The sequence below is a fragment of the Paenibacillus sp. FSL K6-1318 genome, assembly GCF_037976905.1.
Taxonomy (GTDB): domain Bacteria; phylum Bacillota; class Bacilli; order Paenibacillales; family Paenibacillaceae; genus Paenibacillus; species Paenibacillus amylolyticus_A.
Map to the genome: position 1 here is coordinate 5,905,955 of NZ_CP150270.1, position 17,670 is coordinate 5,923,624.

At 48.5% G+C, this 17,670-nt stretch carries 8 protein-coding genes, 1 tRNA gene and 3 rRNA genes; 1 reads left to right on the plus strand and 11 read right to left on the minus strand.

Annotated features, from left to right (window positions below):
* Positions 1–12: 12 nt before the first annotated feature.
* The 10 genes from radA to NYE45_RS26565 form a co-directional block, all read right to left on the minus strand.
* Positions 13–1,380 (minus strand): DNA repair protein RadA, encoded by a 1,368-nt coding sequence (gene radA / locus NYE45_RS26520; protein ID WP_036671578.1) that lies wholly within the window; start codon positions 1,378–1,380, stop codon positions 13–15.
* Positions 1,381–1,640: 260 nt separating this feature from the next.
* Positions 1,641–4,103 (minus strand): ATP-dependent Clp protease ATP-binding subunit, encoded by a 2,463-nt coding sequence (locus NYE45_RS26525; RefSeq protein ID WP_076292149.1) that lies wholly within the window; start codon positions 4,101–4,103, stop codon positions 1,641–1,643.
* A gap of 185 nt (positions 4,104–4,288) precedes the next feature.
* On the minus strand, positions 4,289–5,359 hold the full coding sequence (locus NYE45_RS26530; RefSeq protein ID WP_062836167.1) for a protein arginine kinase: 1,071 nt from the start codon (positions 5,357–5,359) through the stop codon (positions 4,289–4,291).
* 28 nt (positions 5,360–5,387) lie between these two features.
* Positions 5,388–5,912 (minus strand): UvrB/UvrC motif-containing protein, encoded by a 525-nt coding sequence (locus NYE45_RS26535; protein ID WP_264935652.1) that lies wholly within the window; start codon positions 5,910–5,912, stop codon positions 5,388–5,390.
* A gap of 31 nt (positions 5,913–5,943) precedes the next feature.
* Positions 5,944–6,405: a CtsR family transcriptional regulator gene (locus NYE45_RS26540; protein WP_062836165.1), complete on the minus strand. Its 462-nt coding sequence runs from the start codon at positions 6,403–6,405 to the stop codon at positions 5,944–5,946.
* A 461-nt stretch (positions 6,406–6,866) separates the two neighbouring features.
* Complete coding sequence (locus NYE45_RS26545; RefSeq protein ID WP_340014579.1) at positions 6,867–8,042, minus strand: GNAT family N-acetyltransferase; 1,176 nt, start codon at positions 8,040–8,042, stop codon at positions 6,867–6,869.
* A 184-nt stretch (positions 8,043–8,226) separates the two neighbouring features.
* Positions 8,227–8,343: ribosomal RNA gene (rrf, locus tag NYE45_RS26550) — 5S ribosomal RNA — on the minus strand.
* Positions 8,344–8,480: 137 nt separating this feature from the next.
* Positions 8,481–11,407, minus strand: a 23S ribosomal RNA gene (locus NYE45_RS26555).
* A gap of 207 nt (positions 11,408–11,614) precedes the next feature.
* Positions 11,615–11,690, minus strand: a tRNA-Ala gene (locus NYE45_RS26560).
* Between the two features lie 108 nt (positions 11,691–11,798).
* Positions 11,799–13,351 (minus strand): 16S ribosomal RNA (locus tag NYE45_RS26565).
* The 16S, 23S and 5S rRNA genes sit together here with 1 tRNA gene alongside, the layout of an rRNA operon.
* 757 nt (positions 13,352–14,108) lie before the next feature.
* Between NYE45_RS26565 and NYE45_RS26570 the strand changes: the two genes are divergently transcribed.
* Positions 14,109–15,476 carry a molybdopterin-dependent oxidoreductase gene (locus NYE45_RS26570; RefSeq protein ID WP_340014580.1) on the plus strand — a complete coding sequence of 456 codons (1,368 nt, stop codon included), beginning with the start codon at positions 14,109–14,111 and terminating at the stop codon, positions 15,474–15,476.
* Between the two features lie 122 nt (positions 15,477–15,598).
* Here the strand turns inward: NYE45_RS26570 and ligA are convergent, their stop codons facing one another.
* Complete coding sequence (gene ligA / locus NYE45_RS26575) at positions 15,599–17,620, minus strand: NAD-dependent DNA ligase LigA (protein ID WP_340014581.1); 2,022 nt, start codon at positions 17,618–17,620, stop codon at positions 15,599–15,601.
* Positions 17,621–17,670 lie beyond the last annotated feature (50 nt).

Below are 17,670 nucleotides of genomic sequence, written 5' to 3' on the forward strand. Positions count from 1 at the left end.
TTGTTATGCCCCCTAATCTAAAGCAACCGCTAGTGCATCTGCCACGGTATTCACACCGATCAGTTGTATCCCGCGAGGATGTTTCCAGCCCTTTAAGCTTTTTTCCGGTAAAATGACTCGCTTGAAGCCCAGCTTCGCGGCTTCCTTCACTCGTTGTTCGGCCCGTGATACGGCTCGAACCTCACCTGTCAGACCAATCTCGCCAAAGATGACGTCATCCGGCTTGGTCGGTACATCTCTCAAACTGGATGCAATGCTGACAGCAACCGCCAAATCGACAGCCGGCTCATCAAGCCTTACTCCTCCAGCTACATTCAGATACGCATCCTGGGTCTGTAAAAACATGCCCATTCGTTTCTCCAGCACAGCAATAATCAGATTCAACCGATGCAGATCCACCCCTGTTGCCATACGGCGAGGAGAAGGGAAATGGGTCGTGGAGATCAACGCCTGTAATTCCACAAGCAGAGGGCGTGTACCCTCCATACTGGCAACTACCGTTGAACCTGCTACCCCTAGTGGACGTTCCGACAAAAAGAGTTCGGACGGATTGCCCACCTCACGAAGTCCATCCTCGCCCATTTCAAAAATACCAATCTCATTGGTGGAACCAAAACGGTTCTTCACCGCACGCAGCAAGCGATACGTATGATGCCGTTCTCCTTCAAAATAAAGCACGCAATCCACCATATGTTCTAACATACGTGGACCGGCAATGGCACCTTCTTTGGTAACATGCCCCACAAGAACCGTTGCAATGCCTCTGCCTTTGGCAATCCGCATGAACCTTGACGTACATTCCCTTACCTGTGCTACACTACCAGGCGCACTGGTAACTTCGGGAAGATATACTGTCTGAATGGAGTCGATGACAAGAAAATGCGGCTGGATCTGATCCACCGCTTCCTCTACACGTTCCATATTGGTTTCACACAGCACATACAACTCGGCTGAGAGCGCCCCGAGACGATCCGCCCGCAATTTGGTTTGCTTGACTGATTCCTCACCGGAAACATATAACACACGCAAACCCGAATGCGTCAACGCATGTGACGTCTGCAACATCAACGTTGATTTACCGATACCTGGATCTCCGCCCACCAGAACGAGGGAACCTGGAACGATTCCGCCACCCAATACCCGGTTCAACTCTCCGATTCCAGTCTGCACACGCGGTTCCTGACCGCTATCTATATCTATGATAGGAAGCGGTTTATCTTTACTGTCAAACAGGGGAGAATTTCTCCCTTGTGTTTTGACCACCGTCTCTGTTTCTTCCACCATTGAATTCCATGACTGACAACCCGGACACTTACCGTACCACTTGGGGGCTTCATAGCCGCATTCCGTACATTGAAACTTGGTTTTAACTTTGGCCACTTCAGCACTCCTATAATTTAGTTTTATAACAGCATTTTGCATTATTCGACGAATTTTGCCCAAACTCCCTGACGTGCAGGGTTACTAAAAGTTTACCATTGTTTGAGATTTTTCGTAAAGGATTATCGCAAACTTTACACATGTTCCTGACATAATCATGTCCGTCTTCTGTCCAAAATGTAAAAAATCCTTCCCGGCCGAAGCCGGGAAGGATTAAGGATCACTACAAGCTGGAGTTCAACTCCAAAGCTTGTTATATATTATTTGGTTTCGATTTCCTCGGTAGAAGGAACAACCACGTCTTTTTTCGTTACAGACAGTGCACCGTTCTCTTCGTCAATGAGCAATGAATCCCCTTTGGTTACGTTACCTGTGAGCAACTCTTCGGACAATTTGTCCTCGATATGCTTCTGGATCGCCCGACGAAGCGGACGCGCACCGTAAGCTGGATCGAAGCCGGCTTTGGCAAGGAAATCCTTGGCATTGTCGGTGAGTTCGAAGTCCACTTCGTATTCACGTAGCCGTTTGCGAAGCTCCTCACTCATGAGGGTAACAATCTCTGCAATGTGTTTCTGTTCCAGAGAGTGGAATACGATAATTTCATCAATCCGGTTAAGGAACTCTGGACGGAAGCTTTTCTTCAGCTCATCCATGACTTTACCCTTCATGTTATCGTAATCCGCACCTGCATCCACAACCGCTGTGAAACCAAGTGTAGAGTTACGTTTGATCGCTTCAGCACCCACGTTGGATGTCAGGATAATCAGCGTATTCCGGAAGTCAACCACGCGACCTTTGGAATCCGTGAGACGACCATCCTCAAGCACTTGCAGCAAGATATTGAATACTTCCGGATGTGCTTTCTCGATCTCATCGAGCAGGACTACGGAATAAGGTTTGCGACGAACTTTCTCTGTCAGCTGGCCACCTTCTTCGTATCCAACATATCCCGGAGGCGCTCCGACGAGTCGGGAAGTCGAATGCTTCTCACCATACTCGGACATATCAATACGGATTACTGCATTTTCATCGCCGAACATCGCTTCAGCCAGAGCACGAGCAAGTTCTGTTTTACCTACACCTGTAGGGCCTAGGAAAATGAATGAACCCATCGGACGTTTTGGATCTTTCAATCCAGCACGAGCACGACGAACCGCACGGCTGACGGACTTCACAGCCTCATCTTGGCCAATGACACGTTCATGCAGAATCGATTCTAGGTTCATCAGACGCTGTGTCTCTTCTTCTTTCAGCTTGTTCACCGGAATTCCTGTCCAGTTGGCTACCACTTGCGCGATATCCTCAGGTGTTACCTCGGAATCCGTGCGACCTTGTTTTTCTTTCCATTGATTCTTCGTTACATCCAGTTCTTCACGGATTTTTTGTTCCGTATCGCGAAGCGCTGCTGCTTTTTCGAACTCCTGACTTTGAACCGCTGCGTCTTTTTCCTTACGGATATCTTCCAGACGACTTTCCAGTTGTTTCAGGTTTGGTGGGATCGTGTAAGAGTTCAATCTTACTTTGGAACCCGCTTCATCAATCAGGTCGATCGCCTTGTCTGGCAGGAAACGGTCTGTAATGTAACGGTCAGACAGTTTAACCGCCTGCACAATCGCTTCGTCCGTAATTTTCACGCGGTGATGCGCCTCATAACGGTCACGCAAGCCGTGCAAGATTTGAATCGCTTCTTCCGGAGAAGGCTGATCTACAGTAATCGGTTGGAAACGACGCTCAAGCGCTGCATCCTTCTCGATGTATTTACGATATTCATCCAGTGTTGTTGCACCAATGCACTGCAATTCTCCACGAGCCAGAGCCGGTTTTAAAATGTTAGATGCATCGATGGCACCTTCAGCTCCGCCTGCGCCAATCAAGGTATGCAATTCGTCGATAAACAGGACAATGTTACCTGCTTGGCGAATCTCATCCATAATTTTTTTCAGACGATCTTCAAACTCACCACGATATTTGGTTCCGGCTACTACTGAACCCATATCCAGGGTCATTACACGTTTGTCGCGCAATGTTTCCGGAATCTCATTTGCAATGATTTTTTGTGCAAGGCCTTCAGCAATCGCTGTTTTACCTACACCTGGCTCACCGATCAATACCGGGTTGTTCTTGGTACGACGGCTGAGCACTTGGATGACACGCTCAATTTCTTTGCTACGTCCAATAACTGGGTCAAGGTTATTCTCTCTCGCATAAGCCGTGAGATCACGTGCCAGACTGTCCAGCGTTGGTGTGCTGACATTGGCAGGTGTTCCATTATGGCTGGATACAGCCTCACTGCTGCCAAGCAACTGCAACACTTGTTGACGTGCTTTGTTCAGGCTAATTCCCAGGTTATTGAGCACACGTGCTGCAACACCCTCGCCTTCACGAATCAATCCAAGCAGAATATGCTCTGTGCCTACATAGGTATGGCCCAATTTACGAGCTTCATCCATAGACAGTTCAATTACTTTTTTCGCACGTGGCGTATATGCAATGTTGGTAGGTTGCTCTTGGCCACGGCCAATCAGCGTTTCTACTTCATCCTGAATTTTTTCCAATCCGAGTCCCAGGCCGATCAGTGCTTTGGCTGCGATGCCTTCGCCTTCACGAATGAGGCCGAGCAAAATATGCTCAGTACCGATGTTATTATGACCGAGACGGACAGCTTCTTCCTGCGCGAGTGCGAGCACCTTTTGGGCCCGTTCCGTAAATCTTCCAAACATCATATCTCCTGCACCTCCATGGTTTTGGATAAAACGAGGGTCATCTAATGAAATAACCGTCGTATTCTTCATATCATTTTTGTTTGCAGCCGTGCTGCGAATAAAGTCATTCGGCATTCATACATGCCTTATTATATAAAAGCCGCAATGCGGCATGAAACCATAATTCAATACAATATCAGGCTAAGCTAGGACTGCTTCGCTGCATTGATCGTATCACGAATCAACTGAGCACGATAGATGTCACGCTCATCTGTGCGCATATCTTCCCCGAATGTTTTCTGCAAGAATCCCGGCTGAGTCATCACATTCAACTCATTCATTACCGTGATGGACAACCCATCCAGCAATCCGAGATCCACGCCAAGACGTACATCCGATAAGCGCTGTGCAGCTTCCTTTGAATCAACAATAGCTGCATGAGACAATATGCCGTAAGAACGCATGACACGATCCGTGATCCGAAGTCTGGAGTCGGTAATTAACCGTTCTCTGGCTGTACGCTCATGACCAATCATTTGTAATACAACACTATGCAGGTTCTCGATGACTTCCTGTTCGGTCTGTCCCAATGTAATCTGGTTCGAGATCTGGAACAGGTTACCCATGGCCTCGCTGCCTTCGCCGTAAATTCCCCTTACAGTCAATCCTACTTGGGAAACTGCGGTTAAAATGCGGCCAATCTGCTGCGTCATCACCAGGGCAGGCAGGTGCATCATCACCGATGCTCTGACACCTGTACCTACATTGGTAGGACAACTGGTTAAGTATCCTCTGCGATCATCAAAAGCATAATCCACGTGCGCTTCAAAAGCATCATCTATTGCGGAAGCTTTCTCCCAGGCTTCTTTCACCTGGAACCCCGGATAGAGGCACTGGATACGAAGATGATCCTCTTCATTAATCATAATACTGACGGACTCATCCTCACTGAGAATAACTGCACCATTCCTGGATTCATTCGCAAGACTTGGACTGATAAGATGTTTCTCCACCAGCACCCGTTTGTCGAGTTCGTCAATATCGATCAGATCCAACGTATGAAAATCCCCAAAGGCATGAACCTCATCGTATTGAAGTACTTCGCTCAGCTTATTCAGCACCTCTTCCGATTGCTCATTGGAAGCCAGCATCGGAAACGGAACATGCTGAAGGTTGCGTGCGATCCGGACACGGCTGCTAATGACGATTTCGGAATCAGCCGCATCACTGCGCATCCAGTCGCTGAGCGCCTTCTCTGTAAAGCGCAGATTAGGCATTACGCATCCCTCCTACTCATGACAAACTTTACTCCTGAGCTATCCCTTTTTCAAGTCCTCTGATCTGGTCACGGATCTGAGCCGCCTCTTCAAATTCCTCTTGGGCGATGCTCTCCTGGAGCTCACGCTTCAGATCGGCGATTTGCCGTTTCACCTTGATGCGACCACCAGCTCGTGCAGGCACTTTGCCTACATGGGACGTACTGCCATGAACCCGCTTGAACAAAGGGTCCAGACGGCTGTCAAAATATTTATAACATGAACTGCAGCCGAACCGGCCTATTTTGCTAAATTGTGAGTACGTCATACCACACTCTTCACATTGAAGTGCTTTTGCAGGTGGTGTTCCTGCCGATCCACTTTTGCCGGCTGGATCAAAATCGAGCAACCCGGACAACAGATTGTGAATGGAAAATCCACCTGATGTTCCTGGGATCATCTCCCCTTTTTCACGGGCACATGACTCACAAATATGGAATTCCGTCTTCTCTCCATTTACAATCTTCGTAAAATGAAGTGTCGCCGGACGTTTATTACATTCTTGGCACAGCATATTGATGTACCTCCTTTGACCCCGATAGTTTTCATTTACCGAGCAAAGATATTAACATCGCCTTCAACATTCTGGCACGAATTTGATCCCGGTAAGGAAGTTTGACCAATATAACCTCTCTAGATACAGCAGCTCGCATCAACCCGGCTTCCCGCTTGCTCAAGAATCGCGCTTCTTCCAGTTGATAGATCAGACCTTCGGCAGCTGTCTGCCCGATCTCATCACCAATACTATGATGCAAATGATTATGCAGAGCTGATTGGGCCGGTAATTCAATGCGCTGTATGCGAACATAACCACCACCGCCGCGTTTACTCTCTACCAGGTATCCCTTCTCGAGGGTAAAACGTGTGCTGATGACATAATTGATCTGGGAAGGTACACATGAAAATTGATCTGCCAGATCATTACGCTGAATTTCAACCATTCCTTCGGGACTTTCATGCAAAATACTCTTCAGATATCGTTCGATAATATCAGAGATATTACGCATCCAATCATCCTCCACTGTCTGAAACGTTAAGTCAATAAGGACCCACACGCCCCCACAGAGTACACCTTCTCTACCCATTTAACCAATCAGGAAAACAGCGAATCTTGCTTCCACAGACGTCAACAGGAGAGCGAAGGAAGCACGAAGGTCCTTTAATATTTCCTTGATCCTCCGATGAAATGAATCCCGTATATTGGCGATCACGCATCAGATTGTAGAAAGAAAGCTACTTAAGTATTAAACCTTTAGTTGACTTTGACTTTCTTTGACTTTATAACCATTATAGCATATTTTGTGGGTTTGCCAAGTGGGGTCACTATTCATTTTTTACGATTTTACACGAAATATTCCCCAGACACAAAAAAACCTCTCCAAAATTGCTGGAGAAGTCCTTTTGTCTTTCGATAACGCCGTATTTCTATATAAGCTAATCAAGTTGAACAGAACAGCGAGAATGGGCATCAGAAGAAATCGAGCAAGTAGGTTTCCCTTACAGGAATCGCTTGTTCCAAAGCCTTGATTGTTGCTTCTGGTCCGTGAATTCTTCCGATTCGTGCCATTTCTAGTGGTCTGCGATATCCCATCAGCACCGCCGTGAGAGCTTGAATATCTACCTTAATGGTCTGATCATCAGTGATTGGCTCGGATGTTTTCCATATGGACGCCGTTCCGTTCATCGCCACGTTTAGTTGCCATACCCCTTCATTCCACGGAGCGTGGGTATCTTCTACCTGAAGAACAATCTGTACGGGTGAATCCTGGCTTGCAAATGGATACTGAGATATAAACTGCTCCACACTAACGATGCGTGCCATAAAGTAAGGTACAATCTCCTGCTGAATCCGTGGGTTATCCAATTGGAAAGCGAGCGTATCACTGGCTGGTGCCTGCAACGTAACTTCCTGGATCATGGAATCATGATTCGCAATGAAGGTCCACAGCCCTTGTCTAGCCTCTTCATTCAAATAGATGATCTCTTTAATGGTAAACTTATTTTCCTTTACCTCATATAAAAGATAACCTTGTGCTACATCAGCTTCATCATAATATACAGCCTTCTGGCTGGTCCCATTAACAAGAACTGAATTTTCCCACCTTGCATCATCCCGAACCAAAGTTCCGTTATAACGCTCAGCGTAAGCACTGTATACTTCCTTTAGTGTGCTGAGGCTCGGATCGCCACGTCGGATCGTTCCAGGTGTCGCTTTTTTCGAAGGCAAATGAGCTGTAGGTACTTTATAGCGTTTAAATTCAACATAAGTCTCCCACCCATACTTCCGATAGAAACCAAAAGAGAATGGATGCAAGAACGATATACTTTGTTTGTTACGTTTCATTTCTTCCAACGCATGCTTCAGCAGACCCGCTACCCAGCCTTTGCGTCTATACTCTGGCCAGGTGGCTACACCAGCAATACCGCCCATTTCGAACGATCTGCCATGAATATAGGTTTGAAAAGGGATAATGTGAAGTTTGGCTCCTAGCTGCCCATCCTCGTATACACCCCATATATCCTGTGACGAAAATTGACTACGCCGCTTTTCCTTTTGTTCATCACTCATTACCACTTGAAAAGCATATTCGGAAAGTGCCATCGCTGGTTCAAAATCATTTACCGTCAATTTCTGAATTTCCATCTCATCCTGCACCCCGTTCTCTAGAATGTTGAGATCATTTTCAAAATGAAAGTCTGATACGCCATCTATGTATCCACTATGAGTGTGTCAGAGGATTCCTGCAAAGTCAAATAAGAGATGCTTTCGCACCCCCTAAAATAAACAAATAAAAACCACCACCGAATAACATCGGCAGTGGTTCTTCGCTTGGCGGCGTCCTACTCTCCCAGGACCCTGCGGTCCAAGTACCATCGGCGCTAGAGGGCTTAACGGTCGTGTTCGGGATGGGTACGTGTGGAACCCCTCCGCCATCGCCACCAAACATGATTTTTCGAAGCTAAGCTTCTCGAAATCTCTGCAAGAAAATATCAGTCCATGAATGAACTAAATCTCCAAGCCCAGAGTGTTGTTCTCTGAAAACTAGATTCGAAACGAAACACGCGAGTTACAACTTGCTAATTGGATAAGCCCTCGACCGATTAGTACTGGTCAGCTCCATGCATTGCTGCACTTCCACCCCCAGCCTATCTACCTCGTCGTCTTCAAGGGGTCTTACATACTGGGAAATCTCATCTTGAGGGGGGCTTCACGCTTAGATGCTTTCAGCGTTTATCCCGTCCGTACATAGCTACCCAGCGGTGCTCCTGGCGGAACAACTGGTACACCAGCGGTACGTCCATCCCGGTCCTCTCGTACTAAGGACAGCTCCTCTCAAATTTCCTACGCCCACGACAGATAGGGACCGAACTGTCTCACGACGTTCTGAACCCAGCTCGCGTACCGCTTTAATGGGCGAACAGCCCAACCCTTGGGACCTACTTCAGCCCCAGGATGCGATGAGCCGACATCGAGGTGCCAAACCTCCCCGTCGATGTGGACTCTTGGGGGAGATAAGCCTGTTATCCCCAGGGTAGCTTTTATCCGTTGAGCGATGGCCCTTCCATGCGGTACCACCGGATCACTAAGCCCGACTTTCGTCCCTGCTCGACTTGTAGGTCTCGCAGTCAAGCTCCCTTATGCCTTTGCACTCTTCGAATGATTTCCAACCATTCTGAGGGAACCTTTGGGCGCCTCCGTTACTCTTTAGGAGGCGACCGCCCCAGTCAAACTGCCCACCTGACACTGTCCCCGCACCGGATTACGGTACCAGGTTAGAACCTAGATACGATCAGGGTGGTATCCCAACGTTGCCTCCATGGAAGCTTGCGCTCCCACTTCAAAGGCTCCCACCTATCCTGTACAGATCGTACCCAAATTCAATATCAAGCTGCAGTAAAGCTCCATGGGGTCTTTCCGTCTTGTCGCGGGTAACCTGCATCTTCACAGGTATTAAAATTTCACCGGATCTCTCGTTGAGACAGCGCCCAAGTCGTTACGCCATTCGTGCGGGTCAGAATTTACCTGACAAGGAATTTCGCTACCTTAGGACCGTTATAGTTACGGCCGCCGTTTACTGGGGCTTCGGTTCACAGCTTCGGATTGCTCCTAACCACTCCCCTTAACCTTCCAGCACCGGGCAGGCGTCAGCCCGTATACTTCGCCTTACGGCTTCGCACAGACCTGTGTTTTTGCTAAACAGTCGCTTGGGCCTTTTCACTGCGGCCCCCTCGTGCTATTCACACTACCGGGGCACCCCTTCTCCCGAAGTTACGGGGTCATTTTGCCGAGTTCCTTAACGAGAGTTCTTCCGCGCGCCTTAGAATACTCTTCTCGCCTACCTGTGTCGGTTTGCGGTACGGGCACCATCACCTGGCTAGAGGCTTTTCTTGGCAGTGTGAGATCATGACCTTCGCTACTGTAATTTTCACTCCCCATCACAGCTCAGCCTTAATGATGTGCGGATTTGCCTACACATCAGCCTTACTGCTTGGACAGACATCCATCAGTCTGCGTCACTACCCTACTGCGTCCCCCCATTGCTCATAACGGCTTACGGTGGTACAGGAATTTCGACCTGTTGTCCTTCGACTACGCCTTTCGGCCTCGCCTTAGGTCCCGACTTACCCTGAGCGGACGAGCCTTCCTCAGGAACCCTTAGGCTTTCGGCGGATCAGATTCTCACTGATCTTTTCGTTACTCATACCGGCATTCTCACTTGTATAATGTCCAGCGCTCCTTACGGTACACCTTCAACCCTTATACAACGCTCCCCTACCCCTGATGCAAAGCATCAAGCCATAGCTTCGGTGGTGTGTTTAGCCCCGTTACATTTTCGGCGCAGAGTCACTCGACCAGTGAGCTATTACGCACTCTTTCAATGGTGGCTGCTTCTAAGCCAACATCCTGGTTGTCTGTGCAACTCCACATCCTTTCCCACTTAACACACACTTGGGGACCTTAGCTGATGGTCTGGGCTGTTTCCCTTTTGACAATGGATCTTAGCACTCACTGTCTGACTCCCGGAAGTAAGTCTATGGCATTCGGAGTTTGACTGAGCTTGGTAACCCTTGCGGGCCCCGCACCCAATCAGTGCTCTACCTCCACGACTCTGTTTTCCGAGGCTAGCCCTAAAGCTATTTCGGGGAGAACCAGCTATCTCCGAGTTCGATTGGAATTTCTCCGCTACCCCCACCTCATCCCCGCATTTTTCAACATGCGTGGGTTCGGGCCTCCAGTGCGTGTTACCGCACCTTCACCCTGGACAGGGGTAGATCACCCGGTTTCGGGTCTACGTCCACGTACTAAGTCGCCCTATTCAGACTCGCTTTCGCTGCGGCTCCGGCTCTTCACCTTAACCTTGCACGGGAACGTAACTCGCCGGTTCATTCTACAAAAGGCACGCCATCACCCCTAAAACGGGCTCTGACTTTTTGTAAGCACACGGTTTCAGGTTCTATTTCACTCCCCTTCCGGGGTGCTTTTCACCTTTCCCTCACGGTACTGCTTCACTATCGGTCGCTAGGAAGTATTTAGCCTTGGCAGATGGTCCTGCCGGATTCATACGGGGTTTCACGTGCCCCGCACTACTCGGGATCCGTCTCGGAGGGAACAGACTTTCAACTACAGGGCTTTTACCTTCTTTGGCGGGCCTTTCCAGACCTCTTCGCTTAACCGGTTCCTTTGTAACTCCATGTGAGACGTCCCACAACCCCAAAGAGCAAGCTCTCTGGTTTGGGCTTCTCCGCGTTCGCTCGCCGCTACTGACGGAATCACTATTGTTTTCTCTTCCTCAGGGTACTTAGATGTTTCAGTTCCCCTGGTATGCCTCACACTAACCTATGTATTCAGTTAGGTGTAACTGGAAATTACCCCAGCTGGGTTTCCCCATTCGGACACCCCCGGATCAAAGCTTGCTTACAGCTCCCCGAGGCAGTTTCGTTGTTCGCCACGTCCTTCATCGGCTCCTAGCGCCTAGGCATCCTCCGTGTGCTCTTAGTAGCTTAACCATTGCGCTCGTGTTCGAGCTGTCGCTCCGCTTGGTTTGGACTACGTCCAAATCCAAAAGTCGCTCCATTTCGATCACTCGCTCCAGCAATCTACCGTTTTATTTAAACTTGTTTAACACAAGTTTAGCTAAAAGGAATGTTCTAATTCGCGTTTGTTTCGTTTCGATATCTAGTTTTCAAAGAACAAGCCAAATAGATGAAATTGTTTGGTGGAGCCAAGCGGGATCGAACCGCTGACCTCCTGCTTGCAAGGCAGGCGCTCTCCCAGCTGAGCTATGGCCCCTCAAATTCCATCAAAACTGAACAAATGGATAAGTAACGGTATTGCTGTTGCAGGTTCTAAGAGCCTGCTTATTTGAATGTTTCCGTTGCAGGAAACGATTCTCCATAGAAAGGAGGTGATCCAGCCGCACCTTCCGATACGGCTACCTTGTTACGACTTCACCCCAATCATCTATCCCACCTTCGGCGGCTGGCTCCTTGCGGTTACCCCACCGACTTCGGGTGTTATAAACTCTCGTGGTGTGACGGGCGGTGTGTACAAGACCCGGGAACGTATTCACCGCGGCATGCTGATCCGCGATTACTAGCAATTCCGACTTCATGCAGGCGAGTTGCAGCCTGCAATCCGAACTGAGACCGGCTTTGTTGGGATTGGCTCCATCTCGCGATTTCGCAGCCCGTTGTACCGGCCATTGTAGTACGTGTGTAGCCCAGGTCATAAGGGGCATGATGATTTGACGTCATCCCCACCTTCCTCCGGTTTGTCACCGGCAGTCTATCTAGAGTGCCCACCCGAAGTGCTGGCAACTAAATATAAGGGTTGCGCTCGTTGCGGGACTTAACCCAACATCTCACGACACGAGCTGACGACAACCATGCACCACCTGTCTCCTCTGTCCCGAAGGAAAGATACATCTCTGTACCGATCAGAGGGATGTCAAGACCTGGTAAGGTTCTTCGCGTTGCTTCGAATTAAACCACATACTCCACTGCTTGTGCGGGTCCCCGTCAATTCCTTTGAGTTTCAGTCTTGCGACCGTACTCCCCAGGCGGAGTGCTTAATGTGTTAACTTCGGCACCAAGGGTATCGAAACCCCTAACACCTAGCACTCATCGTTTACGGCGTGGACTACCAGGGTATCTAATCCTGTTTGCTCCCCACGCTTTCGCGCCTCAGCGTCAGTTACAGCCCAGAGAGTCGCCTTCGCCACTGGTGTTCCTCCACATATCTACGCATTTCACCGCTACACGTGGAATTCCACTCTCCTCTTCTGCACTCAAGTCACCCAGTTTCCAGTGCGATCCGGGGTTGAGCCCCGGGATTAAACACCAGACTTAAATGACCGCCTGCGCGCGCTTTACGCCCAATAATTCCGGACAACGCTTGCCCCCTACGTATTACCGCGGCTGCTGGCACGTAGTTAGCCGGGGCTTTCTTCTCAGGTACCGTCACCTTGAGAGCAGTTACTCTCCCAAGCGTTCTTCCCTGGCAACAGAGCTTTACGATCCGAAAACCTTCATCACTCACGCGGCATTGCTCCGTCAGGCTTTCGCCCATTGCGGAAGATTCCCTACTGCTGCCTCCCGTAGGAGTCTGGGCCGTGTCTCAGTCCCAGTGTGGCCGATCACCCTCTCAGGTCGGCTACGCATCGTCGCCTTGGTGAGCCGTTACCTCACCAACTAGCTAATGCGCCGCAGGCCCATCCCCAAGTGACAGATTGCTCCGTCTTTCCAGTTCTCTTCAGGCGAAGAAAACAACTATTCGGTATTAGCTACCGTTTCCGGTAGTTGTCCCAAACTTGAGGGCAGGTTGCCTACGTGTTACTCACCCGTCCGCCGCTAAGTATCAAGGAAGCAAGCTTCCTATCAACTCCGCTCGACTTGCATGTATTAGGCATGCCGCCAGCGTTCGTCCTGAGCCAGGATCAAACTCTCCAATAAAGATGAATTTCAGTAGCGCGGTTAAACACTATGAAAAACATCTCAGTATTTGAAAAGAGCGATAAGCTCATTTTGAATCTGACGATTCATTGTGAATCAAAAGTTACTATCCATTTGTTCAGTTTTCAAGGAACTTGTATGTCCGTTTTTGTTTATGCTTGTCAACCGGACAGGAATCTTATCATAACATGTTAACTAACTTACTGTCAACACTTTGTTTTCGTCACCGTTCAAATCATTTCGACAATCATTCGTTTGAGGCGACAAGAAATAATATATCATGTTGTCATTTATTTAGCAAGCATTTTTAATTAACCTTATGACTATCTTAATTTTTTCACCAGTGGCACCATGCATCCAACCTATATTCAACACATGAACACATTATCTGGAACAAAGCTAAGACACCATTAATGTGTACTTCATGTCAAAGAAACAGATCATTTCTATAATTACTCACTTCTATAACCATAAGTAATGAAGTATCTAGATGAGGTCTAGCTAGAGCACCCCATCGGGATAACGCCCCTGCCCTACTGTTAGTTTGAAGAAAGTGATCCAAAAACTCTATAATAAGGTATATAGATATAGGGATAAGGATAAGCAGTCAAGTTTGCTACTTTCATAAGTAGTCATGAACAAACGTTTAACCATCTCACATGCACCTATACACAGATGGCGCACTCCATTTACAGCTGGCTATTACATAACAAAGTCCTGAATAAACTCATTACTAACCTATATGGGGTGATCGCACTTGAAACAATGGTTGAAGAACATGCGTAAAGGTTACGGCAAGAAGCTGGTTTCCATCCATGCCTGGAATGCCTGGATTGTTGTGATCCTTGCTATATCCGGTCTTATGCTGGTAGGTGGTTTTTGGCGAGAGATACTTGGAATCGGACGTGTATGGTTAAAATGGCTACATATCATCGTTGGGCTAGCCATGCTGGCACCTGTTTTATATTACTTGATTTTAGCCGGAAAGCACTGGAAGCAGCTTCGTAACAGACCTTGGCAAAAGGTGAACACCATCATTGTTCTTGCGCTGCTGGTCGGGTGGCTACTTTCAGGTATTGTACTATGGCAGTTCAAGCTGGCCGGACCACGATGGTCGAATGCGGCACTGCTGATCCATGACCTGCTGACTTGGGTGGGCTTACCTTATATTATCTATCACTCCATCACTCGAACCAAATGGTTAAAGAACCCTGCACGTCGCGCGGTGAAAACAACTTCTCCTTCATTACAAACTCAAAATGCAGCTGAGACAAATGCCACAGCAGACGAAAAGGGTACGCTAGCAGCCGCTTCTTCTTCCGAAGCCTACAGCTCCAAGGAAGATCCGATCAATCAAGCCGAGCGACCTCAACCGGTGTATACACGACGAGCTTTCATCCGTTCTGCTGTCGGCGTTGGCCTCGCCGTGACTCTTGGACCTACATTTATATCCTGGGTAGGACGAAATCTAAAGATCGATAACAGTATTGATAGTATGCTGGAGAACGATCCTAACCGTATGGTTCCTTTGCCACAACCGCTGTCTGCCTCTTCACCTCCCATTGGAGGCGGAGCTGAAGGTCATTTCCGCGTATATACAGTTACACCCATACCGTCCTTCTCCAATGCTAACTGGTCTTTCCGAATTGACGGACTGGTTGAACGGGCACAGGTTTGGAACTGGGAACAGTTTGTGAAGCTCGCGCGTACCGTACAGGTTAGTGATTTTCACTGTGTAACGGGCTGGTCTGTATATAAGAATACCTGGGAAGGTATTTCTCTTGCACAGCTTTTGAAACAAGCCGGAGTAAAGTCGGAAGCTCATAGTGTTAAGTTTTATTCAGGTGACGGCGTGTATACAGATGCCATTACGATGGATCAAGCGCAAATGGAGGATATTATGGTCGCTGTCATGCATGATGGTAAACCTATCCCGGCTGATCTTGGCGGCCCAGTACGGCTCGTCATCCCTCAGATGTATGCCTATAAATCAGTAAAGTGGTTGAATCGTATTGAACTCATCGACAGCGAACACATTGGTTACTGGGAAGAGCGAGGATATGATAAGGATGCCTGGCTTACAGGCGCATCTCAGCGTATCCCTAACAATTTAAGCGGATCATGATCAATTAAGACTGGTGAGTGCTCATTTGTTGTAAAATCATTCAGCTAAAAAACAAAAGCCCCCGACCACGTATTCGTGTCTTCGGGGGCTTTCTTATATGAGCTCTTTTGTTCATTTATCCTCTAACTCTGTGGATTCAAAAGACGTACAAGTTCGTCCTCATCCTCAATCGTAGGAATACCAAGATCATGGGCTTTGGTTAGCTTACTACCTGCCTTCTCTCCGGCAATCACCAGATCTGTCTTTTTCGACACACTGCCTGTCACCTTCGCTCCGAGCGCTTCCAGTCTTTGCGTCGCCTCTTCCCGCGTCAGTTGGTGCAGGGTTCCGGTCAGTACGACGGTTTTGCCACTGAAGAAGGAATCTTCCACAACAGCAACCGCTGGCGCCTCAGGTGCCTGAGCTTTTACGCCCAAGTTGAGCATTTTCTCAATCGCAGCCTGTGTAAATGGATCTGCAAAGAAGGTCACGATACTCTCTGCCACGATACCACCGACGTCGGGTAGTTCAACCAGTTCTTCTACGGTTGCATTCATAATGGCGTGCAGATCTCGGTAATGATCGGCAAGCATGCGCGTAGTGGATTTACCTGTGTTCGGAATACCCAGTGAGTATAAGAAGGAAGCCAAGTCTCTATCTTTACTGAGCTCCAGCGCAGCGATAAGGTTGTTCGCTTTCTTTTCGCCAAACCGTTCCAGCTTCACCAGATCATCAAACTGTAGCGTATACAGGTCAGCAGGCTCACGTACGTTCAATTCATCATACAGCTGAATCGCTGTTTTCTCACTGAACGTCTCAATGTCCATGGCATCCCGGGAAGCAAAGTGGGAAATACGTGCCACCGTTTGCGGTTTGCATGCCAGTCTGTTGTTACAGAACAGATGCGCTCCACGTTGCTCCAGCGGGAACCCACATGCAGGACACTGTTCAGGGAAGACGATCTCCTCGCCATCACTCTCCTCTGTCACTTTACCCAGAATCTCAGGAATGACGTCATTGGAGCGGCGGATAAAGACCCGTGTGCCCAGAGCGAACTTCAGATTTTTACGCTCAATATCGCCGACATTGTTCAGAGTACAGTTCTGTACCGTTACCCCGGCAAGTTCAACGGGTTCTACCCGTGCCAGCGGAGTTACTTTGCCAGTACGACCCACATTCCATACCACAGCGTTAAGAACCGTCGTGGTCTCTTCTGCCTCGAATTTATATGCCACTGCCCAGCGAGGGAACTTATCGGTATAACCCAGCACCTCGCGGGTGCGCATGTCTGTAATTTTGATAACAGCTCCATCGATTAGATAGTCCAGTTGACCCCGGTTCTCTTGAATCGCAGCCAGTTGCTCCATTACATCATCAAACTCTTGGAAGTACGTGATGGATGGATTCACTTTGAAGCGGTTCTCACGCAGGAAGTCCATCATCTGCTGATGATTGGCAAACTGAATGTCATCCGAGTAACCTACGTTATAAAAATATGCATTCAGCCGTCGCTCAGCCGTCGCCTTCGGATTCAGGTTTCGGAGCGCTCCTGCTGCTGCGTTACGCGCATTCTTGAGCGGCTCTGCCGCCGTCTCATTGTATCGGTCCAGGACAGACAAATTCATGATGCCTTCACCCTGTACTTCAATCGTGCCACTTGTGTAAGGAATTTTAAGCGGAACGGATCGGATCGTTCTCACCTGTGCCAAAATTCCTTCGCCTACAGTTCCGTTACCACGAGTAGAGGCTTGTACCAACTCACCGTTGGTATACGTCAGGTTCAGCGTCAATCCATCAAACTTCAACTCAATGACATAACCCGGTTCCGGCAATGGCGTTTCGGGATTTTTACTGTTATAGTCATTAATCAGTTTCAGTACACGGGTATTCCAGCTGCGCAGCTGCTCAATATTCTGTGCTTTGTCCAGACTCCATAATGAGGATAAATGGCGATGAGGGGTAAACCCCTTGAGCAATTCGCCACCAACACGCTGGGTTGGAGAATCCGGCAGAACCATGTTGCTTTCCTGTTCCAGCGTAACCAGTTCATCGTACAGAAGGTCATACTCCTTGTCGCTGATCTGCGGCTGATCCATCGTGTAGTACTGATAATTATGCTGATTCAGCTCGGTAACGAGTTGCTCCATCCGGTGCATCGGGTCCATACAGGGCCATCCCTCCGTTAATTTGATCTATATATGTAGAACGAACCCTC